Annotated in this window: 21 protein-coding genes; 10 read left to right on the plus strand and 11 right to left on the minus strand. The window is 67.3% G+C overall.

The features are described 5' to 3' along the window. Positions 1 to 357: 357 nt before the first annotated feature. Entirely contained in the window at positions 358 to 687 is a 330-nt protein-coding gene (locus ACE3O8_RS08210; protein WP_374388641.1) for a UrcA family protein, read from the minus strand. A gap of 17 nt (positions 688 to 704) precedes the next feature. Next, positions 705 to 923 carry a hypothetical protein gene (locus ACE3O8_RS08215; RefSeq protein ID WP_374388643.1) on the minus strand — a complete coding sequence of 73 codons (219 nt, stop codon included), beginning with the start codon at positions 921 to 923 and terminating at the stop codon, positions 705 to 707. A gap of 51 nt (positions 924 to 974) precedes the next feature. On the opposite strand from ACE3O8_RS08215, the gene ACE3O8_RS08220 reads away from it, so the two are divergent. The 8 genes from ACE3O8_RS08220 to ACE3O8_RS08255 all read left to right on the plus strand — a co-directional run bounded on the left by ACE3O8_RS08220 (position 975) and on the right by ACE3O8_RS08255 (position 7,730). After that, positions 975 to 1,292, plus strand: coding sequence for a TraR/DksA family transcriptional regulator (locus tag ACE3O8_RS08220; RefSeq protein ID WP_374388645.1), 318 nt, complete (start codon positions 975 to 977; stop codon positions 1,290 to 1,292). A 53-nt stretch (positions 1,293 to 1,345) separates the two neighbouring features. Then, a complete protein-coding gene (locus ACE3O8_RS08225; RefSeq protein ID WP_374388647.1) occupies positions 1,346 to 1,837 on the plus strand; it encodes a DUF2721 domain-containing protein in 492 nt (163 codons plus the stop codon). 16 nt (positions 1,838 to 1,853) lie between these two features. Next, the gene (locus ACE3O8_RS08230) at positions 1,854 to 2,117 is read left to right on the plus strand and encodes a DUF6489 family protein (RefSeq protein ID WP_374388649.1); all 264 of its coding nucleotides are present in this window, start codon (positions 1,854 to 1,856) and stop codon (positions 2,115 to 2,117) included. Positions 2,118 to 2,135: 18 nt separating this feature from the next. After that, complete coding sequence (gene mnmE, locus ACE3O8_RS08235) at positions 2,136 to 3,404, plus strand: tRNA uridine-5-carboxymethylaminomethyl(34) synthesis GTPase MnmE (protein ID WP_374388680.1); 1,269 nt, start codon at positions 2,136 to 2,138, stop codon at positions 3,402 to 3,404. A 136-nt stretch (positions 3,405 to 3,540) separates the two neighbouring features. Further along, on the plus strand, positions 3,541 to 5,364 hold the full coding sequence (gene mnmG / locus ACE3O8_RS08240; RefSeq protein WP_374388651.1) for a tRNA uridine-5-carboxymethylaminomethyl(34) synthesis enzyme MnmG: 1,824 nt from the start codon (positions 3,541 to 3,543) through the stop codon (positions 5,362 to 5,364). An 82-nt stretch (positions 5,365 to 5,446) separates the two neighbouring features. Beyond that, on the plus strand, positions 5,447 to 6,055 hold the full coding sequence (rsmG, locus tag ACE3O8_RS08245) for a 16S rRNA (guanine(527)-N(7))-methyltransferase RsmG (RefSeq protein ID WP_374388652.1): 609 nt from the start codon (positions 5,447 to 5,449) through the stop codon (positions 6,053 to 6,055). Continuing rightward, on the plus strand, positions 6,055 to 6,822 hold the full coding sequence (locus tag ACE3O8_RS08250) for a ParA family protein (RefSeq protein ID WP_374388654.1): 768 nt from the start codon (positions 6,055 to 6,057) through the stop codon (positions 6,820 to 6,822). Before rsmG ends, ACE3O8_RS08250 begins: the two co-directional genes overlap by 1 nt. A 47-nt stretch (positions 6,823 to 6,869) precedes the next feature. Further along, the gene (locus ACE3O8_RS08255; protein ID WP_374388656.1) at positions 6,870 to 7,730 is read left to right on the plus strand and encodes a ParB/RepB/Spo0J family partition protein; all 861 of its coding nucleotides are present in this window, start codon (positions 6,870 to 6,872) and stop codon (positions 7,728 to 7,730) included. A 12-nt stretch (positions 7,731 to 7,742) separates the two neighbouring features. Here the strand turns inward: ACE3O8_RS08255 and ACE3O8_RS08260 are convergent, their stop codons facing one another. From ACE3O8_RS08260 to ACE3O8_RS08275, 4 genes are all read right to left on the minus strand, one after another. Continuing rightward, positions 7,743 to 8,477: a class I SAM-dependent methyltransferase gene (locus ACE3O8_RS08260; RefSeq protein WP_374388658.1), complete on the minus strand. Its 735-nt coding sequence runs from the start codon at positions 8,475 to 8,477 to the stop codon at positions 7,743 to 7,745. Positions 8,478 to 8,554: 77 nt separating this feature from the next. Further along, positions 8,555 to 9,790, minus strand: coding sequence for a dipeptidase (locus tag ACE3O8_RS08265; protein WP_374388660.1), 1,236 nt, complete (start codon positions 9,788 to 9,790; stop codon positions 8,555 to 8,557). Between the two features lie 206 nt (positions 9,791 to 9,996). Continuing rightward, positions 9,997 to 11,082 (minus strand): NADH:flavin oxidoreductase, encoded by a 1,086-nt coding sequence (locus ACE3O8_RS08270; RefSeq protein ID WP_374388662.1) that lies wholly within the window; start codon positions 11,080 to 11,082, stop codon positions 9,997 to 9,999. After that, positions 11,079 to 12,425, minus strand: coding sequence for a M24 family metallopeptidase (locus tag ACE3O8_RS08275; protein ID WP_374388664.1), 1,347 nt, complete (start codon positions 12,423 to 12,425; stop codon positions 11,079 to 11,081). Before ACE3O8_RS08275 ends, ACE3O8_RS08270 begins: the two co-directional genes overlap by 4 nt. Positions 12,426 to 12,514: 89 nt before the next feature. Between ACE3O8_RS08275 and ACE3O8_RS08280 the strand changes: the two genes are divergently transcribed. After that, a complete protein-coding gene (locus tag ACE3O8_RS08280) occupies positions 12,515 to 14,101 on the plus strand; it encodes a M28 family metallopeptidase (RefSeq protein ID WP_374388666.1) in 1,587 nt (528 codons plus the stop codon). A 32-nt stretch (positions 14,102 to 14,133) separates the two neighbouring features. Continuing rightward, the gene (locus tag ACE3O8_RS08285; RefSeq protein ID WP_374388669.1) at positions 14,134 to 14,766 is read left to right on the plus strand and encodes a TetR/AcrR family transcriptional regulator; all 633 of its coding nucleotides are present in this window, start codon (positions 14,134 to 14,136) and stop codon (positions 14,764 to 14,766) included. Positions 14,767 to 14,799: 33 nt separating this feature from the next. Here the strand turns inward: ACE3O8_RS08285 and ACE3O8_RS08290 are convergent, their stop codons facing one another. From ACE3O8_RS08290 to ACE3O8_RS08310, 5 genes are all read right to left on the minus strand, one after another. After that, positions 14,800 to 16,203 (minus strand): M20/M25/M40 family metallo-hydrolase, encoded by a 1,404-nt coding sequence (locus tag ACE3O8_RS08290; protein ID WP_374388670.1) that lies wholly within the window; start codon positions 16,201 to 16,203, stop codon positions 14,800 to 14,802. Positions 16,204 to 16,256: 53 nt separating this feature from the next. Continuing rightward, the gene (locus tag ACE3O8_RS08295) at positions 16,257 to 17,060 is read right to left on the minus strand and encodes a hypothetical protein (RefSeq protein WP_374388672.1); all 804 of its coding nucleotides are present in this window, start codon (positions 17,058 to 17,060) and stop codon (positions 16,257 to 16,259) included. A gap of 110 nt (positions 17,061 to 17,170) precedes the next feature. Then, entirely contained in the window at positions 17,171 to 18,073 is a 903-nt protein-coding gene (locus ACE3O8_RS08300) for a DUF3011 domain-containing protein (RefSeq protein WP_374388674.1), read from the minus strand. A gap of 114 nt (positions 18,074 to 18,187) precedes the next feature. Further along, a complete protein-coding gene (locus tag ACE3O8_RS08305; RefSeq protein ID WP_374388676.1) occupies positions 18,188 to 18,739 on the minus strand; it encodes a DUF6515 family protein in 552 nt (183 codons plus the stop codon). Positions 18,740 to 18,750: 11 nt separating this feature from the next. Next, a partial coding sequence (locus ACE3O8_RS08310) for a DUF2092 domain-containing protein (protein ID WP_374388678.1) occupies positions 18,751 to 19,512 on the minus strand: 762 nt, incomplete at its 5' end.

Raw genomic sequence — 19,512 nt, forward strand, 5'->3', positions numbered from 1 at the left:
CAGCTCCGCGCCGCCCTAGCATTATCCCAAAACTAAAATCGGAGTCGCACCCTCAGCTACTCAGCTTCCTGCCACCGCCGGCAGTCAAACCCTTTACGCAACACCACAGCACATAGGCGGTGCGGGCGGGCGGCCCCCGCTCTTCTTATCACGTGAAAAGTGTCAGCAGCCCTGCCAGCTGTCAACGCGCGCCCCAACGCTTCGTCGCAAACAGGCGCTGCGCTTGGGGAAACCGGTGCCATCTGTTGCCCGAAAACATCAGACGGCCCGGCGGAGAGGGGGTCCGCCGGGCCGTCCTTCTGTTCGTCGCCGGGGTTGAGAGAGGGGGGATACCCCGGCGAACTCGAGAAGCCTGTGTTACCGCGAAGCCAGCTGGGTCCGCGTCGAAAGGGCCGAAATCTGGGTCCGGGCATCGGCCACCGCGTCGGCAACGCAGCGCTTGTGGGCCGAAACTTCGCCCAGGTTGCGCCAGTCCACGCCACCCTTGGCGCACACCGCGTCGGCCACCGCCGCCACCCGCGCTTCCGCCGCCTTGCGGCCGGCCGGGGTGCCCAGCTCATACTTCGAAACTTCCACCTGCACGCTCGCAGCTTCGGCCGGGGCCGCCGCGAAACCCAGCATCGTGGCCGAAGCCACCAGCGCCAGAACCAGGCTCGAAATCGGGTTGGTCATCGTCGTCGTGGTCATCTTACCGCTCCTGTTGATCATGTGATGCCATGTCCAATGCATCCCCCGTGCCAAGTGCCGAGCAAACTTAAATATTCCTCTATTTCAATGCGTTGTGAGTTTCCGCCGTTGAGCCGACCTTTCCCCACGATGAATGCATCACGAATTTTCGGTTCATATTCCCAAACATTCGCAATTTTCCCGCGCCCCCAAATCCCCCATGCCAACTTTCCCGCCCAGGGCTTGACCGGGATCAACGACAGGCCAACCCTCCCCCGCCACCGTCCTGCCAAAGCAAGGAAGCCCGAATGACCAGCACATCAGATCTCCGCGCCCGCCTCGAAGCCCGACTGAAGGAATTGGGCGCCGAAGTGGACCGGCTCGAAGCCGAAAGCGCCCAGCCCCTCGATGCGGACTGGTCGGAACAGGCCAACCAGATCGAGGATGTCGAAACCGCCGAGGGCCTCGAGCAGGTCCGGCTGGAAGAGGCCCGCGATATCCGCGCCGCCCTTCAGCGCATCGCCGACGGAACCTATGGCACCTGCGCGAACTGCGGCGCCGAAATCGCCCCCGCCCGGCTGAAGGCGCTGCCCACGGCCACGCTCTGCATCAACTGCGCCCCCTGAAGCCGCCCGCCACGCCCTTGACTCGGCTGGGGCAAACCCCCAGCCATGGCGCGATGTTCCCGCTGAACGATCCCAACGTCCCGGTCCTGGCGCAGACGATCCAGCTCGCGATCGCGCCCGTTTTCCTGCTCACCGCGATCGGGGCCTTCCTGTCCGCCATCACCACGCGCCTCGGCCGCGTCATCGATCGCGCCCGGAAGCTGGAATCGATCGAACCCCGCGATGATCAGGAACGCACCCTCATCACCAACGAGCTCGCGGTGCTGGATCGCCGCATGCTGCTCGCCAACCGCGCCGTCGGCCTCTCCGTCGCTTCCGCACTCACCATCTGCTCGCTGATCACCGTCCTGTTCATCTCCGCCGTCAGCCCGCTGCACCCCGATCAGCTGGTGCCGATCCTCTTCATCCTCGCCCTCCTGCTGCTGATGGCCTCGCTGTTCGCCTTCTCGCTGGAGGTCCGCATTTCCATCCGCACCGTCCGCGTCCGCGCGGAACTCATCCGCCATGCCCCCCGCCCGCCGGGGGACATCAGCTTCCGATCCTGATCGAAGGGAACGCCAGATGAAGTTCGAAGTCGAAATCGAAGCCACCCCGGCCGAAGCCCGCGCCTTCCTCGGCCTGCCCGATCTCACCCCGCTGCACGAAGCCTGGGTGGAACGGATGAAGGCCTTCACCATCGATGGCCCCCGGCCGGAAGACTGGCAGAAGCTGATGAAGACCTGGACAGGCGGCGTCCCTGGCATGAACGAAGGCATCGAAGCCTGGGGCAAGATGATGATGACAGCGATGACCCCGCCGTCTCCAAAGGCCGACAAGAAGGACTGACCGGCCCTGTCCACCCCGATCTTCGCCCTTTCGTCCGGTCCGCCGCCCGCCGGCGTCGCCGTCATCCGCCTCAGCGGAACGGGCGTTTTCGATATCGTCCGACGCATCACCGGCTCCCGGCGCCTCCCCCCGGCCCGGGAAGCCCGGCTGCGCACCCTGTATCGCCCGGCGGATCACGCCCCGCTCGATCAGGCGCTCGTCCTCATCTTCCCCGGGCCGAACAGTTTCACGGGCGAGGATTCCGCCGAGCTCCATTGCCACGGCAGCCCAGCCACCGTTTCCGCGGTGCAGGCCGCCCTCTCCGCGCTTGGCGCACGCCCGGCCGAAGCCGGCGAATTCACCCGACGCGCCTTCGAATCCGGCCGCCTCGATCTCACCCAGGTCGAGGCCCTCTCCGATCTCATCGCCGCGGAAACCGATCTCCAGCGCGATCAGGCCCTCGCCCAGGCCGGCGGCCGCCTGCGCGATCTCGCCGAAAGCTGGCGGGATCAACTCGTCGCCCTGATGGCCGATATCGAAGCCCAGCTCGACTTTTCCGATGAAGGCGATGTCGAATCCGCAGGCACCCACGCCGAAGCGCTCCGGGCAGGCCCGCTCGCCGCGCTGGCCGCCAGCATGGCAACGGCACTTGAAGGCGCCGCCATCGCAGAGCGCATCCGCCACGGGCTCGTCATCGCCGTCACCGGCCCGCCAAATGCCGGAAAATCCAGCCTGATCAATTCGTTGGCCCGCCGGGATGTCGCCATCGTCACGCCCCACGCAGGCACGACCCGCGACGTGATCGAAGTGCATCTCGATCTCGGCGGTCTTCCCGCCCTCCTGCTCGATACAGCCGGCTTGCGCGAAACCGAAGATCCGATCGAAGCCGAAGGCATCGCCCGCGCACGGGCGCGGGCCAGCACCGCCGATCTCGTCCTCGATCTCGGCCCCGGCGGAAATGTCGTCAACAGGATCGATGAAAGCGGCGACGCCCCCGGCTTCCACAGCGGTCGCCTCCATATCTCGGCCCGGACCGGCGCCGGCCTCCCCGAACTGGAGGCGTGGCTGGCGGATTGGGCCAGCGCCCGGATTCCATCCGGGGAGCCGCCTGCCGTCACCACCGCGCGGCAGCAGCACCTGATCGAAGCGGCGCTCGAAGCGGTCCGCTCCGCCCTCCTCCACCGCGATCCCGTCCTCATGGCGGAAGATCTCCGAACGGCCGCCCACGCGCTCGGCCGCCTGTCCGGCCGGATCGATCCAGAGGTCGTTCTGGGGGCCATCTTCTCCCGCTTCTGTATCGGAAAATAGGGCCTCCGGGCCAGATTGTTCCACGTGGAACAATTTCGAACCGGGCAAATGTTCCACGTGGAACAATCGCCCGGTTCCCCTCCCCCAATCCCGCATCCCGATTGTTCCACATGGAACATTCCGCTAAGGGACGGGCGTGATTCCCCATGATGTCATCGTGATCGGCGGCGGCCACGCCGGCTGTGAAGCTGCCTGTGCGGCTGCCCGGACCGGCGCGCACGTCGCCCTCATCACATACCGCACAGACAATATCGGGCAGATGAGCTGCAACCCGGCCATCGGAGGTCTTGGCAAGGGCCACCTCGTCCGCGAGATCGATGCAATGGACGGCATCATGGGCCGCGCGGCCGACAGGGCCGGGATCCAGTTCCGCCTGCTGAACCGCAGCCGGGGCGCCGCCGTCCAGGGCCCACGTGCCCAGGCAGACCGGAAACTCTATGCGACCTCGATCCGCGCCCAGGTCGCCGCAGCCGGCGTCGAGATCATCGAAGCAGAGGTGACCGATCTTCTCGTCCGCAACAACCGCTGCTCTGGCGTCCAGACCAGCCGGGGGCCAATCGAGGCCAGGGCTGTCATCCTTACCACCGGCACCTTTCTCGGTGGCGTGATGCACATCGGCGAACGCCAGATTCCGGGCGGGCGCGTCGGGGAAGATGGCGCGTCGGCCCTGTCTGCCAGGCTGCGGGCCCTCGGCCTTCCCATCGGTCGCCTCAAGACGGGCACGCCCCCGCGCCTCGACGGGCGGACGATCGACTGGGCCAATCTCGAGCGACAACCCGGAGACGCGGTACCCGCCTATTTCTCCGCGCTCACCCGCACCACCGGAACGCCGCAAGTCGATTGCTACATCACCCGCACGACGCAGGCGACACACGACATTATCCGCCAGAGCATCCACCGTTCCCCGATGTATGCCGGCCGGATTGAAGGCGTTGGCCCGCGCTATTGTCCCTCCGTCGAAGACAAGGTGATGCGCTTCGGCGACCGGGATGGCCACCAGGTCTTTCTGGAACCCGAAGGGCTGGACGATCCGCTCATCTACCCCAACGGAATCTCGACAAGCCTGCCGCCAGAGGTTCAGGCCGATATCGTCCGCTCCATCCCCGGACTTGAACACTGCCGCATCGTTCAGCCGGGTTATGCCGTCGAATATGATTATGTCGATCCACGCGCACTGGATGCAACGCTTCAACTGCAGGCGCTTCCGGGGCTGTGGCTCGCCGGTCAGGTGAACGGCACCACCGGATATGAGGAAGCGGCCGCGCAGGGCCTGGTCGCGGGCCTGAACGCCGCCGGCCGCCATTGGGCCCCGGACAGGGCCGACAGCTATATCGGCGTCATGGTGGACGATCTCGTCACGCATGGCGTGTCGGAACCCTATCGCATGTTCACATCCCGTGCCGAATTCCGGCTGCGGCTGCGCGCCGACAACGCTGACATGCGGCTGACCCCGGTCGGCGAGCGGCTTGGCTGTATCGGCCCCGAACGAGCCAGGATCTTCCAGCAGCGTGCCGCGGAGATCGAGAAGCTGAGCGCGGAGCTGAAAGGCGCCCGCGTGCCGGCAGCCGCCATACCCGAAGTGAAGGGCGACGGCATTGCCCGTCCCCTGTGGGAATGGGCCCGTTTCCCCGGTGTGGACTGGGCTGTCCTCCAACGCGCCAGGCCGGAGCTGGAGGCCGCCCCGTCCGTCGTCGAAACCGTCCTGACCGACGCGGCCTATGCCGTCTATCTTGACCGGCAGGCCCAGGATGTTGCCCGCGTCCGGCAGGATGAAGCGGTAATTGTTCCACGTGGAACAATTTTCCGCGATATCCCCGGCCTCTCCAACGAAATGGCCGAACGGCTGCAATCGGCACAGCCCGAAACGCTTGGTCAGGCCGCCCGGGTTCGCGGCGTGACACCGGCTGCCGTAACGGCGCTTCTTGCCTGGATCCGCAAGCAACAGCTCTCCGCCGCCTGAAACCGCCGGCCCGGGCCGAAAACTGTGGATGGCTGGGACAAAGGCCTTTCATCCATCCGCCAATTGTTCCACGTGGAACATTATGGACCGCGGGGCCTTCGAAGCTGAGTTCAATGTTCCACGTGGAACAATTTCCCGGCTCGACCGCTACGAGGCGTTGCTGACGGACTGGCAGAGCCGCATGAATCTCGTCGGACCGGCCACGCTTTCGGATGTCTGGGGCCGGCATTTCGCTGACAGCGCGCAACTGACCCGGCTGGTTCCGCAGGGCCTGTCATGGCTGGACATCGGGGCCGGGGGCGGGTTTCCGGGAATGGTCCTGGCGGCGATGGGATGGGGCCGGATCGTCCTCGTCGATTCCATCGCCAAGAAGTGCCGCTTCCTTGAGGCCGTCCGCGATGAGCTGGATCTGCGCGATTGCGCCACCGTCATCAATGGTCGGGTCGAGCAGTTGCCGACATTGGGCGTCGATGTCGCCACTGCGCGCGCAGCGGCCCCGTTGGCCACCTTGTTCGACTGGGCCATTCGCCACGTCCGGCCCGGCGGGCAGTTCGTCTTCCTGAAGGGCCGCCGCTGGGCGGAGGAGGTTGACGAAGCCAGCCGACATTTCATCTTCGATCTGGAACCGCACGAGAGCCTGACCGATCCCGATGGCCGGGTTCTCGTTGCCAACAATGTAAAGAGGCGCTGATGCGGACCATTGCAGTCGCTAACCAGAAGGGCGGGGTCGGCAAGACGACCACCGCCATCAATCTCGCGACCGCGCTGGCGGCCAGCGGTCACCGGGTGATCCTGATGGATTTCGATCCGCAGGGAAATGCCTCGACCGGCTTCGGCATTCCGCGCGACCGGCGCACGCCTTCCAGCTACGATCTGCTGTTCCAGCCCGAACTTGCCGCGAGCGCCGCGCAGGACACGCTGGTTCCGGATCTGAAGATCGTGCCGGCTGTCGATTCCCTGGCGGCGGCGGAAATCGAACTGTCGGGCCAGCCCAATGCTGCCGGGCGGCTGAAGGCGGCGATCCAGCAGCTTCCCGCGTGCGACTGGCTGTTCATTGATTGCCCCCCTTCCCTTTCGCTGCTGACGCTGAACGCGCTGGTGGCGGCCGACGGGGTGATGATCCCGCTGCAGACCGAATTCTATGCAATGGAAGGTCTGTCGCAGCTTCTGAAAACGATCGAGCAGGTTCGTGCCCGCCAGAATCCCAGACTCGACATCGAGGGCGTCGTGCTTACGATGCACGACCGGCGGAACCGCCTGTCGGACCTGGTTGCGGCGGATGTTCGCGCGGCGCTTGGCGCCCGCGTGTATGACACGATGATTCCGCGCAACGTCCGGCTGTCGGAGGCGCCCAGCCACGGCATGCCGGCATTGCTGTACGATATGCGTTGCCCCGGATCGGAGGCCTATATGGCGCTGGCGCGGGAAATGATCGGATCGGCCGCCAAGGCGGCGTGAACAGGGTGAACGGACAGGGTCAGGGGGTTCTTGTGGAGGGTGGTTTCATGACGGCACGTCGGGCAGGACTGGGTCGCGGGCTTTCGGCCCTGCTGGAGGAAATGGGATCGGCCCCGCCGGTTCCAACGTCTGACGCGAAGTCGGCGAGCCTGTTGCCGATCGCGTCGATCAGCCCCAATCCGAACCAGCCGCGACGGCTTTTCGATGAAGTCGCGCTGACGGAACTGGCAGATTCGATCCGTATCAAGGGCGTGTTGCAGCCCATCCTCGTCCGCCCTGTCGGCGAGAATCGCTATGAGATCGTCGCCGGTGAACGGCGCTGGCGGGCGACACAGATGGCCGGCCTGCACGAGATCCCGGTGGTGATCCGCAGCTTCAGCGATATTGACGGGTTCGAGGCCGCGATCATCGAGAACGTCCAGCGGACCGATCTGAACCCCATCGAAGAAGCACAGGGTTATCAACGGCTTATGTCTGACTTCGGGCATACGCAGGAGATGGTCGCTTCTGTGACGGGCAAGGCGCGGAGCCATGTGGCGAACCTGCTGCGCCTGCTGGACCTGCCGGAGGACGTGCAGACGCTGGTGAAGATGGGCCTGCTTTCGCTGGGCCACGCCAAGGCCGTGATGCAGGCGAAGGACCCGAGCGCGCTGGCGAAGGAAATCGCGGCGCAGGGGCTGACGGTTCGGCAGGCGGAAGAAGCCGCCCGGAAGAGCCAGGGCATCTCCGCCCCCAAATCCTCTGCCCCCAGCCGGCGCGACCCCGAACTGGATGCGCTGGAATCGCAGCTGTCCGAGACGCTTGGCCTGCATGTGGCCATCGAGGCGCGTGGCAAGCGCGGAACGGTGACGTTGCGCTTTTCGGACCTGGACCAGCTGGATTCGATCATCGCCCGGCTGCAGGCCTGAGCGACCGGCGGTTCAGCCCGGCTTGCAGGGCCGGATGGACCCCGGATCAGGGCGGAAGGCGGGCTGGAACACGGCAAGATAGCTGCCGTTTTCCAGCCGGCTGAAGCCGATCTGCCGATAGCCGACGGCTTCCAGTTCGCAGCGGAGCAGCGCCGGTGGCGTGCCGTGGCGCGACGTCGGCCTGTCCGAATCCATGATCGCCACCCGGCCGCCCGGCTTCAGATCATCCTGCAGCCGCCAGAGCAGACCGAACGGGTCCCCGATTTCGTGGTACATGTGCACCATCAGGGCCAGATCCACGCTCTGGTCCGGCAGGTTGGTGTCGCCGCTGTCACCCAGCACGAACTGCACATTGGCGAGGCCCACATCGGCCGCCCGCCGCTTCAGCCGGGCGAGATAGTCGGGGATGATGTCGTTCGCATAGACGCGCCCTTCCGGCCCGACGACCGGCGACAGGCGGATCGTGTAGTAGCCGGAACCCGCGCCGATATCTGCCACATGCATCCCCGCCCGGATCCCGAGGCGGCGAACCACGTCTGCGGCCTCGCCGCCATTGTCGCGCGTGGCCTCGTCAGACCAGTTCCCCGACGCGATATCGGCCACGGGCCGGTCGGGCGCGGGAAAGACGGCCCGTTCCGCCGGAGATTCCACGGGCGCGGCGGCAGGGCTTGGCCGGACAGCGGCTTCCGCCGTGGGCACCGCGTCGCAGCTCGCGAGCAGAAGAAGAGAGAGAAAGGCGCGCCGCATCGCCGGGTCAGGTTGGAGCGCCGGGCGCCAAGGTCAAGCCGCTTTTCGACGGATGGAGTCTGCAGACGCGGGCCTGATCAGCCCTTCGCCCGGTTGAGCCTTGCGGAAACCGCTTCGTTCGCACGCAGGACGCGGAGGAAGTTGCCGCTGGCGAGCTTCTTCAGATCCGCATCCGACCAGCCGCGCCGGGCGAGTTCGGCAAAGAGCGCGGGATAGGTGGAGACATTCTCCAGCCCCTGGGGCAGATCCGGCACGCCATCGAAATCGCCGCCGATGCCGACATGATCATGGCCGGCAACCTTTGCGACATGATCGATATGATCCGCGACCATCGCCAGCGTGGTGACCGGCGGCGGATTGGCGACGTCCCACGCCTTCATGGCCTCTGCACTGTCTGGCCCGGCCGCCTTCTGAACGGCCGTCCGCCGCGCGGCGTGATCGACGCGCGCCTGGTTCACGAAACCCGGAACGAAGGTGACCATCACGATGCCGCCGTTGCCGGCAATGCGCTTCAGCACGTCATCCGGCACGTTGCGGGGCACATCGGTGACCGCCCGGGCAGAGCTGTGCGAGAAGATGACCGGCGCCTTCGTGATATCCAGCACCTGGTGCATCACGGCTGCCGAGACATGGGACAGATCGACCAGCACCCCGAGCCTGTTCATTTCCGCGATGAAGGCGGGCGCATCCTTGGCGATGCCGTTGTGCAGCGGCGTATCCGTGGCGCTGTCGAACAGGCGGGTGTTCTTGCTGTGGGACAGGGTGAGCGCGCGGACGCCTGCCGCATGGGCCTTGCGCAGCAGTTCGATATCGTCGTTGATCTGGTTGGCGCCTTCGATCGCGACGAAGCCTGCGAGCCGCCCCGCCTTCACCGCCTTTTCGGCCTCTGCCGAGGTTCGCACGTTCGCGAACATGTCCGGCCGGCGTTCCGCGAAGCCCTTGGCGATGTCGATCTGCTCGAACGTCTGCCTGACAGCCTCTTCCGCCGGGAGCGAGGCAGGCACATAGACCGACCAGAGCTGGATGCCGAGGCGGCCTTCCCGGATCCATGGAATGGAGGTGTGCCCGACCGTCTTCCGGCCGGTGGAGAAGGCGCTGCTGGAGACGCCGGTGACGGGCTGTTCCAGATCTGCCGCCTTCGCGCCATCGACCCCATAGGCACCGCGCAGGGCATAGGGCCAATCATTGTGGCCGTCTGCGACAGGGGCGGCCTTCAGCACGGATTCGGCCCGCGCCTCTGCCGAAGGGGCGGGCTGAGCCTGGGCGCAGGCGGCGGCGAACAAGGTGGTTCCGGCGAGAAGGATGATGCGCATCGGCAGGTGATGGGGCGCTGGCGCGGCGAGGTCAAGCCGGCAAGGCGCTGAGACGGAGTGTGAAGCGGCCGGGATTCGCGCGGGCTGTGGAATCCGACCCGCAACCGCCTGCTGTTGCCCCGGAAATCGCGGACTTGGCCAGCCCTTGTTGCCGCCAGGCCTGCCCCGCCCGCCCGGACGGGAAACAGGTGTCTCCCTTCGGTGACTTAAGCGGGTTCCTCGCTGACGAAGCCCTTCCAGTTCCGCATGTAGGTGATGAAGGCGGGGGAGAGGCCTTCGGCGGCAAGCATGGCCGGGCTGACGGGGAGCGGGCGGGCGGTGAAGGCCGGATCCGCGATCGCCAGCCGGGGGAAATCATGGTGCAGCACCGCGCCCCGGCCGATGAGGACGAAATCCGCGCCGCGATCGAGACATTTCTGCGCGGTCGCGGCCGTGGTGATCTTGCCCGCCACGCCGAGCGCGGTGCCGTTGCGCGGCAGATCGACGAAATGGTCGATCAGTTCGGTTCCGGCGAAGCCGTCCTCAGCAGGTTCCTTGAACACGTCCCAAAGAGAGAGGTCGAGATAGTCGAGCTGGCCGCCGGCGAGCAGGCGGCGGGCGAGTTCGCGTGCCTCTGCCAGCCGGATGCCGAAGCGTTCGGGGCTGATGCGGACACCGAGCTGGAAGCCCGGGCCGGTGGCGGCGCGGACGCCCTCCACGATTTCGAACAGGAGGCGGCAGCGGTGTTCGAAGCTGCCGCCATAGCCGTCGGTGCGGTGGTTGTTGTCTGCATCGAGGAAGCTGCAGAGCATGTAGCCATGCGCGCCGTGAAGTTCGACGCCGTCGAAGCCCGCCCGTTCGGCGCGGACGGCAGCGGCGATGAAATCGGCGCGGAGCTGTTCGACCTGGGCCGTGGTGAGCGCGGCCGCGCCGGTTTCGGCATCGTCGAACGGCGCAAGCCGCGGCTCGCCGGTGAGGGGCGGTTCCGACCGGCGGCCGCCATGGTGGAGTTGCACAGCCGACAGCGAGCCATTCGCGCGGATCGCGGCCGCAAGCCGCGACAGGCCGGGGAGGTGCGCATCCGACCAGATGCCGAGTTGGCCTTCGAAGGCCTGACCGCCCTTTTGCACATGGGCCGCGCAGGTCATGGTGAGGGCGAAACCGCCTTCGCTGCGTTTCGTGAGCCAGTGGAACTCTACGTCGGACAGCGTGCCGTCTGCATGGCTCTGCTGGTTGGTGAGGGGCGCCAGCATGAAGCGGTTCTTCATCGGCGCGCCCCGGCGGAGCGGGAGCGGGTGGGACAGGTTCGTCATTTCGGACCGATCAGCTTGAGGCTGGTTTGCCGCCCGTCGATGTAGCGGACGGACTTTCCATCGAAAAAGGCGTCTTCCTCGGTGCGGAAGGGGATCTTCTGGCCGCCCCATTCGGGGACGGCGTGGAGCGTGTTGAGCTCGATCGACCAGGCGGTGTCGGGACGCAGTTTGTGGTCACCGCGCGGTGACGGCGCCTGATCGTCCCAGAAGCCGATGGCGGCGCCCGCCGCATGGCCGTGGGTTCCGATGGGGTGGGAATAGATGGTGGCTTCCAGCCCCTGGGCCAGCGCCTTCTTTCGCGCGGCGAGCAGGATATCATTGCCGCTGAGGCCGGTGCGGAAACTGGAGGTGACGGCGTCCTGCACCTTGTTGGCCGCCGCAAGGCCTGCCTTGAGGCCGGCGGGGGCATCGGTTTCACCCGGCTTCAGGATATAGGCCAGATGCTGGGTATCGGTGTTGAGGCCGAGATAGGTGATGCCGAAATCCAGCCAGACGAGATCGCCGGGCTGGAACACGGTGTTCCCGCCGAGTTCCTTCGGCTCGCCCTGCCGGAAGATGGCGATGCCGGGGTGGAACCATGTTTCGAGCCTGAGTTCCGCGATGCGTTCGCGCAGCCACCATTCGAGATCAGCCACCGTGGTGACGCCGGGGGTGATGGCCTTGCTGGACAGCCCCTCTGCCATGATCGCATGGGCGGTGCGGACGATCATGGGATAAAGCGCCATTTCCCCCGGCGTGCGGGTTTCCAGCCAGTTCACCGCAAGCGGGCCTGCCGGCACGAGCCGATCCGCATAGGGCGCGGGCAGCGCCGCGCGCAGTTCCTGATACTGGCCGGCGGTGAGGCCGTCGGCGAAGGCGGTTTCCGGGCTGATGTTGACGGCGATGCGCTTGGGATCCCGTTCCGCCACCAGTTCGGCAAGGCGCGCCCATTGATCGGGCTGCTGTTCCGGATTCCAGCTGGGTTCGAACAGGCCGCCAAGCCCGTAGCGGCTGACGGTGAGGCGTTCGGGCGGCTTGCCTTCGCCGCGATCGGTGAAGACGAGGATGGTGCGGCGGCGGGCGGTGAAATTTTCGCCGTCGAGCATCGTCTTGAGGACGGGATCATCGACATATTCGCGGGCGACGAGAATCCACATGTCCACCCCGGCTTCGCGCATCAGCGGCAGGGCGATGCTGTCGAGCCGTTCGGCCAGCCACTTGTCCTCGATGCGGGCGCGATCCCGAAGCGGGATGACGGGCGGAACGGCGGGATCCGCCTGTTCCGTCTGGCTGAGGGGCCAGGCGGCGGGTTGGGCGGACAGCGGTGTTGCGGCGAGGAGGGCGGCGAATAGAAGTTTGCGCATGGCGGCAAGCGTGGGGCGGCGGCGCGGGCCGGTCAAGCTTGCGTGGATTGAGAGGGTGCGGCATCGCAGGGCCGATGAAGGAGAGATTGATGCGCCACCTGTTGTTTGCCTCTGCCCTGCTGTTTGCGTCGCCCGTGCTTGCCGATGCGGCGGGCGACCGCTGGATGAGCCATGTGAAGGTGCTGGCGGACGACAATATGGAAGGGCGGCTGACGGGCACCCCCGGGCATGAGCGCGCGGCGGCCTATGTGGCGAACGAGTTCCGCAAGCTGGGCCTGAAGCCGGCCGGGACCGACGGCTTTCTGCAGCCGGTTCCCTTGATGGAACAGTCGCTGGACCTGGCGGCCTCTCGCGTGGCGCTGGACGGACGGGCGTTGACGCTGGGCGAACAGATGCTGCCGGGCACGCGGGTGCAGCAGCTGAAGGGGCCGTTCGACGCCGGGCTGGTGTTCATCGGATCGGGCCTGCACCTGCCGGAATCCGGGCATGACGATTTCGCCGGGATGGACCTGAAGGGCAAGATCGTGGTGGTGCTGGCGGGCGGGCCGAAGCGGCTGTCGGGCGCATTGAAGAGCCATGCGCGGACGGCGGAATTCTGGCCGGCGATGCAGCGGGCGGGTGCGATCGGCGTGATCAATGTCGCCAACCCGAACCAGATGGATGTGCCCTGGGCGCGGCAGAAGCTGTTCGCGGGAACGCCGGGCATGCGGCTGGCCGATCCGGCGCTGAACGATGCAAGGCAGCCCTTCTTCTCCGCGACCTTTTCACCCGCGGACGCCGAGCTTCTGTTCGCGAAATCCGGCCACAGCTTTGCCGACATGGTGAAGCTGGCCGATGTGGGCGAGACCCTGCCGCGCTTTGACCTGAACCAGCGGCTGTCGGGCACGATCGTGGCGGGCGAACGGCAGTTCAGCTCGCCCAATGTGGTGGGGCTGTTGCCGGGGAAGAGCCGGGCGCTGAAGGGCGAATATGTGGTGCTGTCTGCGCACCTGGACCATGTGGGCGTGGACAAGCCGGTGAACGGCGACAGCATCTATAATGGCGCGATGGACAATGCATCCGGCATCGCATCGATGATCGAGAGTGCGCGGGCGGTGGCGCGGAAGAACCCGAAGCGGTCCATCCTGCTGGTGGCGGTGACGGGCGAGGAACGCGGGCTGCTGGGCAGCCGATACTTCGCGAACCGGCCGACCGTGCCGGCGGACGGCATCGTCGCCAACATCAACATGGACATGTATCTGCCGCTGTGGCCCTTCACCCATGTGACGGCGCTGGGCGCGGAGGAATCCGGCCTGGGGCTGGTTTCGGCACGGGTTGCCCGGGACATGGGGCTGCTGCAGGTGCCGGACGAGGCGCCCGAGCGGAACCTGTTCGTGCGCAGCGACCAGTACAGCTTCGTGCGCACCGGCGTGCCGGCGCTTGCGCTGAAGTTTGCGGCGAGCACGCCGGAGCAGCAGGCGATCCAGAAGGACTGGCTGACGAACCGCTATCATGCGCCGTCGGACGACCTGTCGCAGCCGATCGAACCGGCGCACGCGGTGGCGTTCAACAAATATCTGGTGAACCTGATCACCACGGTGGCGAACCTGCCGGAGCGGCCGACCTGGAACGAGGAGAGCTTCTTCAAGCGCTTTGCCCCGAAGGCGGCGACGGGAGCTGCTGTCTCTGGCAGGTGACTTTCGCCTTGCCCTGCGCTAAGGAGTGGGGCATGGCGGAGGAACAGCGGCAGACGCGCGACCGGGCGCGGACCGAGGCGGCGATCCTGTCGGCGGCCGAACGGCAGCTGGCGGATGGCGGATTCACGGCGTTCGGGGTGAACGCGATCGCGCGGGCGGCCGGCTGCGACAAGCAGCTGATCTATCGCTATTTCGGCGGGCTGGACGGGCTGGCCGATGCGATCGGGCGGCAGCTGGCGGAGCGGGGGCGCGACGCCGCCCCGCCGCCCGCGACCAGCTATCTCGACTATGCCGAACATGTGCTGCTGAGCCAGCTGGAGGCGCTGCGGCGGGATCCGCTGGCGCAGAAGATCGCCGCCTGGGAACTGGTGGAGCGGTCGCCGCTGGTGGACCGGCTGTCTGCCGCGCGGCTGGCGGGGCTGAACGCCCAGCTTTCGGCGCACCCCCAGTTGCAGCCGCCGCTGGGCGTGGACGGGCCCGCGATCAATGCGCTGCTGCTGGGGGCGATCCAGCAGATGGTGCTGGCGGCCGGGCTGCGCGGCGAGTTCGCGGGCATTCCCCTGAACGAGGACCGCAGCTGGATCCGGGTGCGGCTGGCGCTGAGATCGCTGGTGCGCGGGGCCTATCGCGTGGGGCGGGTGGGCGCGGAGCCGGCGCAGGGCTGAGGCAGGCCCCAGCCCCGCATCCGGTTCGCCGGCCTATTTGGCGTAGGCGATGATCAGATCGTGCAGATAGGCGCGGCCCTTCATCACGGAGGAGACGCGGATCCGTTCGTTGAGGCCGTGGACGCCGCCGCCGTCCGGCTCGTGCAGGATGCCGGGGACGCCATAGACCGGGATGCCGACAGCCGAGAAGAAGGGGCCGTCGGTGGCGCCGGTGACCATGATGGGCAAGAGCGGAACGCCGGGGAAATGCGTTTTCGCCAGCGCCCGCGCCGGATCGACGATGGCGGGGGTGAGCGGCGGCTGCTGCGCGATCTTGTTGCGCGTGACCTTGGGCACGACCTTCACCGCCGGGTTGGCGATCGCGCCCTCCAGCGCGGCGAGGGTGGTTTCGACCGTTTCGCCCGGAATGATGCGGCAGTTGACGTTGGCGACGGCGCGTTGCGGCAGGGCGTTCTGGGCGTGGCCTGCCGCCACCTGGGTGGCGACGCAGGTGGTGCGCAGCGTGGCGTTCACCGTGGCATCGCCCGACAGCAGGGCGGCCGCCGCCGCATCGGACGGATCCGCCACGATCGCGCGCATCGCCGCGGCGATGGGCGCCGGCTGGGTGGGGGCGACCGAGGTGAAGAAGGCGCGGGTGGTGTCGTTCAGGCGGACGGGGAATTTGTGCGCCTCCACCGCCTTCAGCGCGGCGGCGAGATCATAGATGGCGTTCTGCGGCACCGGGCGGCTGCTGTGGCCGCCGGGGTTCGTGGCGGTCACTTCGAAATCCTGATAATGTTTCTCCCCCACCTGGATGGCGAGGAGTTCGGGCGTGCCATCCGGATTCAGCCGGCCGCCGCCGCCTTCGTTCATGACGAATTCGGCGTCGATCAGGTCGCGGCGGTTGTTTGCCAGCCATTCCGCGCCGTTGAAGGCGCCGGAAGTTTCCTCGCCGCAGGTGAGGGCGAGCTTCAGCGTGCGGCGCGGCTTGTGGCCGGCCTGCTTCAGGCGGATGAGGCTGTCTGCGAAGATCGCGGCCATCGCCTTGTCGTCGGACACGCCGCGGGCGGTGAAATAGCCGTCCTTCTCGATGAGGGTGAAGGGATCCTGCTGCCAGTCCTCGCGCTTCGCCTCCACCACGTCGATATGGGCGAGGAGGAGGATGGGCTTCGCGCGCTTGTCCGTGCCCGGAAGGATGGCGACGAGGCCGCCATCCTGCGGATGTTCGGGCACCGAGAAGAGCGTGAGCTGATCATCGGTGAAACCCGCCGCCTTCATCCGGGCGGCGACCTGCGCGGCGGCCTTCGTGCAGCTGCCGCTGTTCACGACGGTGTTGGTTTCGACCAGCTCCTTGTAGAGCGCGCGGAAGGCGGGTTCCGTGGCGTCTGCGGCGAGGGCGGGGGTGGCGGCGAGGATCAGCGCGGCGGCTGCGACGGGGAGCTTTGTCATCCGTCGCATCGTGCGCCGCCTTGGCGCGGCGGGCAAGGGGGGCGACGGCCGGAGGCCCCCCTCTATTTGGGGAAGAGAAATGTGACGACGAGGCGAAGGCCCCAGTCCGGCCCGCCGGCCGGGCTTTCGATCCAGTATTTGAAACCGCCGCCGATGGAGACGGGTTGCTTGCCGATGACGACAAGCTGGCTGACGGTGGCGTTGACGGGCACGAGCCAGTTGTCGCCGATCCAGTCCCGGCTGATTTCGGAATTGAGGCCCCAGGTGGTGGCGGATCTGGTGGTGTAGCTGACGAAGGGCTGGACGAAGGTGGCCGATACGTCGCCCCGGCTGCTGCTGCCCGCGAAGGACCAGATATGGTTGGCGAGCAGGCCATAGGTGGTCTGCCCGCTGATCTTGAGGATGACGCCGGTGGGGCCGACGCCCCATTTGCCGCTGCCGAGTGCGCGATCAGTCGCGGTGGGGACGAGGAAAACCGGGCCGGCACCCCAGACGACACCGGACGCCGATGGCGCCTTTGGGGAGAAGAACAGGCTCTGCACCGTATCGCCCAGACCGAACTGGCTGGTGCCGGGGCCTGTGACGTCATTCTGGGCGATGATCGGCAGGATGGTGCGGGAGATGATGTTCCAGTCGCTGCTGATGGAGACGGGGATCACCGGCTGGACGTTGGCGGTGAAGCGGAATCCATCTCCGTCGGCGCCCCAGCCCCAGTCGTAGTTGGTCTGCACCGGCAGCGAGATGAGGCTGGCGACCGGGTTGGAGAGTTGCTGCGCGAGATCGGCGTTGCCGGCCTGCTGGGCGGCAGCGGGCGCGGCAAGGGCGACCATGACGGCTGATACGGACAGGAACCGGCTGGCGCGCATCAAAACTCTCCCGCTGGACGCCCCGATGTGGCGGCCCCGTCCGGACATGGCACGGATGACGGCGACGGATTGGCCCGATTCCGCCAATTCAGCCGTCGTGTCCCGCCTGTTCAGGGGCGGGTGACGCTGAACTCCACGATCTGGGTGGGGGTGGCGCGGCAGAAGGCGCTGTACTGGCGCTGGCCGTTGGGCCAGGTGCCGGTGGCGCGGAAGCGGAAGCGCCAGCCGCCGTTGCCGGCGACGATCTCGTCCACGGAATCGAGGCGGACATGGCTGCCGCCGCTGACGCCCGTCTGCCGCGCGGCTTCGAACAGGCAGGTCTGCATGCTGCGCTGCTGATCGGCGGTGAGCATCTGGATGTTCGCCTCGATCGTGGCGGGCGGAAGCGAGGCGAAGGGCGGCTGGGGCTGCTGCGGTTCCGGCTTGGGCGCGGGCTTTGGTTCCGGCGCGGGCGGCGGCGGCGCAGGCTGGGCCGGGGCCGGGCGCGCCTCTTCCTGCGGCTTGTCGCTGCCGCTGTTGGCGATGGCGACGATGCCGGCGGTGGCGCCCGCCCCGGCGAGCAGCCAGGGCAGTGCGCTGGAGCCGCCGCTGTCGGCGCGGGGGCGGACATTGCCATAGCCATAGGCAAAGGTGGCGCGGCAGCCATCGGAAACGGTGATGTTGCTGGCGGTGTAACTGAAGCTCCGGTGCCGCTGGCACGAGCCGCCATGCACCTGCACGATTTCCACCCGGTTCTGGGTGCGCGCATTGCAGCTGCGGGTGCGGTGATTCTGCGATTCGCAGCGCACGGTGCCGGCGAAATATTGCGGCAGGTTGTGGGATTGATCCCAGCTGTGGCCCGGCCCCGAAGGCTGGGCGGGCAGCGTCTGCGCGGGCGGCGACGGGCGGGTGGGGACCGAGGGCCGGGCCGGGAGCGTGGAGGCGACCTGGGCCGATGCGGCGGACGTGGCCAGAAGGAGCGCGAGGGAGGCCGCGCCGAGGACGCCGCCTGCTGCTTGCTTCGTGCCGGTCATGCTGACGTCCCCTCTGATGTGTTCTGTTACGGTCGCCACATTCGCAGATCGGGCGGGGGGCCTCCAGCGACGGCAGGGCCCGGCGGTCGGGACGGGCCCTGCCTGCGCCCGGGCCTATTGCGGCGGTGCGACCACCTGGTAGCCCTGCGACACCTGCTGGTAATAGGTGCCGTTGCAGTAGAGATAGGACTGGCCGTAGGCATTGACCGGCTGGCAGTCATCCGGCTTGTCTTCCACGACGGAGCCGATCACCGCCGCCACGACGGAGACGCCCGCGGTGACGGCAGCCGTCTTGCCGACGAATTCGAGGAAATCATCGTCGTCGTCGTCCCAGTCGGGCCGGTCGTGATAGCGGCCATTGTCGTAATAGCCGCCGCCGGCGGGTTTGTTCACGACCACGGTGTTGCCCGCGACGACATTGTTGTGGCCCTTGCCCTTGTTCGGCCGGTTCGTCTGCTGCCGGTTCTGGGCGCTTCTTCCGTTGCCGGCGGAATGGCCGGCATTTGCGGGGGGCTTGGGCCGGTTGACGTTTGGGTTCGCCCTGGCCGTCGGCTTGCCATAGGCGGCGGCCGCCTTCTTGCCGCCGGCCGCCTGCGCCGGAGAGAGGCCCGGCAGCAGGAGGGCCGATGTGCCGAGAAGGACGACTGCAAGTTTCAGGATGCGCATGGCGTGTCCCCTCATTTGCCGGACAGGTCGGTGTCGCCGATCGCGATCGGCTTGTCGGCGGGCCCGGGGGTGAAGGTGAAGGTTCCGGCATCGATCGCCGGGGCCTGGTTCCAGCTGTAGCGGGCGGTGAACTGGGGCTGGGCCGGATGTTCGGTGTTGGTGATCACCATCTTCAGCGGCAGCGTCTGGGCGCCGGTTTCATCGAGCCAGACCTGGAAATCGACGCCCGGCTGGGTGAAGGCATAATGGACCACCCGCTGGTCGCCCAGCATGGTTTCGCCGAGCCGGTACCCGGCGGTGGGGCGCGTCACCCCCGAGGAGGGATCGCCCCAGCGGAACAGATCCTGCAGCGGGAATTCCAGGCCATAGTTTTCATAGGCGCTGGCCAGCACGTCGGCGACCTTGCCGGACGCGGGGACGACGATGTAGCGGCCCGCGTTCGGCGCCGACACCGTCATCCGCTGGCCGTCGTAATGGACGCGGCGATGGGTGAGACCCGATCGCATGTCCACCCGCATGCGATCGGGGAACTGCACCGTGAAGGTGGAGTTGCCGATCGACATCAGCTTGTGATTGCCGGGATAGACCCGCTCGGCGGTGTAGTCGGACGTGACCTCGAAGCTCTTCATCGCGCGCAGCGAGGCGCCCATGCGGTTGAGTGCGGCCTCTGCCTCGGGCTCCAGCCGCAGCTGTGGCAGGGCGGGGCCCTGGACCGCTGTGGGGGCGGTCTGGGCCTGCACGGGCATGGCGGCGGCCAGCACGGCCGCCAGCAT

Origin of the sequence: Sandaracinobacter sp. (genome assembly GCF_041909755.1) — a bacterium.
Lineage (GTDB): Bacteria > Pseudomonadota > Alphaproteobacteria > Sphingomonadales > Sphingomonadaceae > Sandaracinobacteroides.

Coding starts and splice junctions, on each gene's coding strand:
- ACE3O8_RS08210 (WP_374388641.1), bottom strand. CDS start 687: ATGACCACGACGACGATGACCAACCCGATTTCGAGCCTGGTTCTGGCG.
- ACE3O8_RS08220 (WP_374388645.1), top strand. CDS start 975: ATGACCAGCACATCAGATCTCCGCGCCCGCCTCGAAGCCCGACTGAAG.
- ACE3O8_RS08225 (WP_374388647.1), top strand. CDS start 1,346: ATGTTCCCGCTGAACGATCCCAACGTCCCGGTCCTGGCGCAGACGATC.
- ACE3O8_RS08230 (WP_374388649.1), top strand. CDS start 1,854: ATGAAGTTCGAAGTCGAAATCGAAGCCACCCCGGCCGAAGCCCGCGCC.
- rsmG (WP_374388652.1), top strand. CDS start 5,447: ATGGACCGCGGGGCCTTCGAAGCTGAGTTCAATGTTCCACGTGGAACA.
- ACE3O8_RS08250 (WP_374388654.1), top strand. CDS start 6,055: ATGCGGACCATTGCAGTCGCTAACCAGAAGGGCGGGGTCGGCAAGACG.
- ACE3O8_RS08255 (WP_374388656.1), top strand. CDS start 6,870: ATGACGGCACGTCGGGCAGGACTGGGTCGCGGGCTTTCGGCCCTGCTG.
- ACE3O8_RS08260 (WP_374388658.1), bottom strand. CDS start 8,477: ATGCGGCGCGCCTTTCTCTCTCTTCTTCTGCTCGCGAGCTGCGACGCG.
- ACE3O8_RS08265 (WP_374388660.1), bottom strand. CDS start 9,790: ATGCGCATCATCCTTCTCGCCGGAACCACCTTGTTCGCCGCCGCCTGC.
- ACE3O8_RS08270 (WP_374388662.1), bottom strand. CDS start 11,082: ATGACGAACCTGTCCCACCCGCTCCCGCTCCGCCGGGGCGCGCCGATG.
- ACE3O8_RS08275 (WP_374388664.1), bottom strand. CDS start 12,425: ATGCGCAAACTTCTATTCGCCGCCCTCCTCGCCGCAACACCGCTGTCC.
- ACE3O8_RS08280 (WP_374388666.1), top strand. CDS start 12,515: ATGCGCCACCTGTTGTTTGCCTCTGCCCTGCTGTTTGCGTCGCCCGTG.
- ACE3O8_RS08285 (WP_374388669.1), top strand. CDS start 14,134: ATGGCGGAGGAACAGCGGCAGACGCGCGACCGGGCGCGGACCGAGGCG.
- ACE3O8_RS08290 (WP_374388670.1), bottom strand. CDS start 16,203: ATGCGACGGATGACAAAGCTCCCCGTCGCAGCCGCCGCGCTGATCCTC.
- ACE3O8_RS08295 (WP_374388672.1), bottom strand. CDS start 17,060: ATGCGCGCCAGCCGGTTCCTGTCCGTATCAGCCGTCATGGTCGCCCTT.
- ACE3O8_RS08300 (WP_374388674.1), bottom strand. CDS start 18,073: ATGACCGGCACGAAGCAAGCAGCAGGCGGCGTCCTCGGCGCGGCCTCC.
- ACE3O8_RS08305 (WP_374388676.1), bottom strand. CDS start 18,739: ATGCGCATCCTGAAACTTGCAGTCGTCCTTCTCGGCACATCGGCCCTC.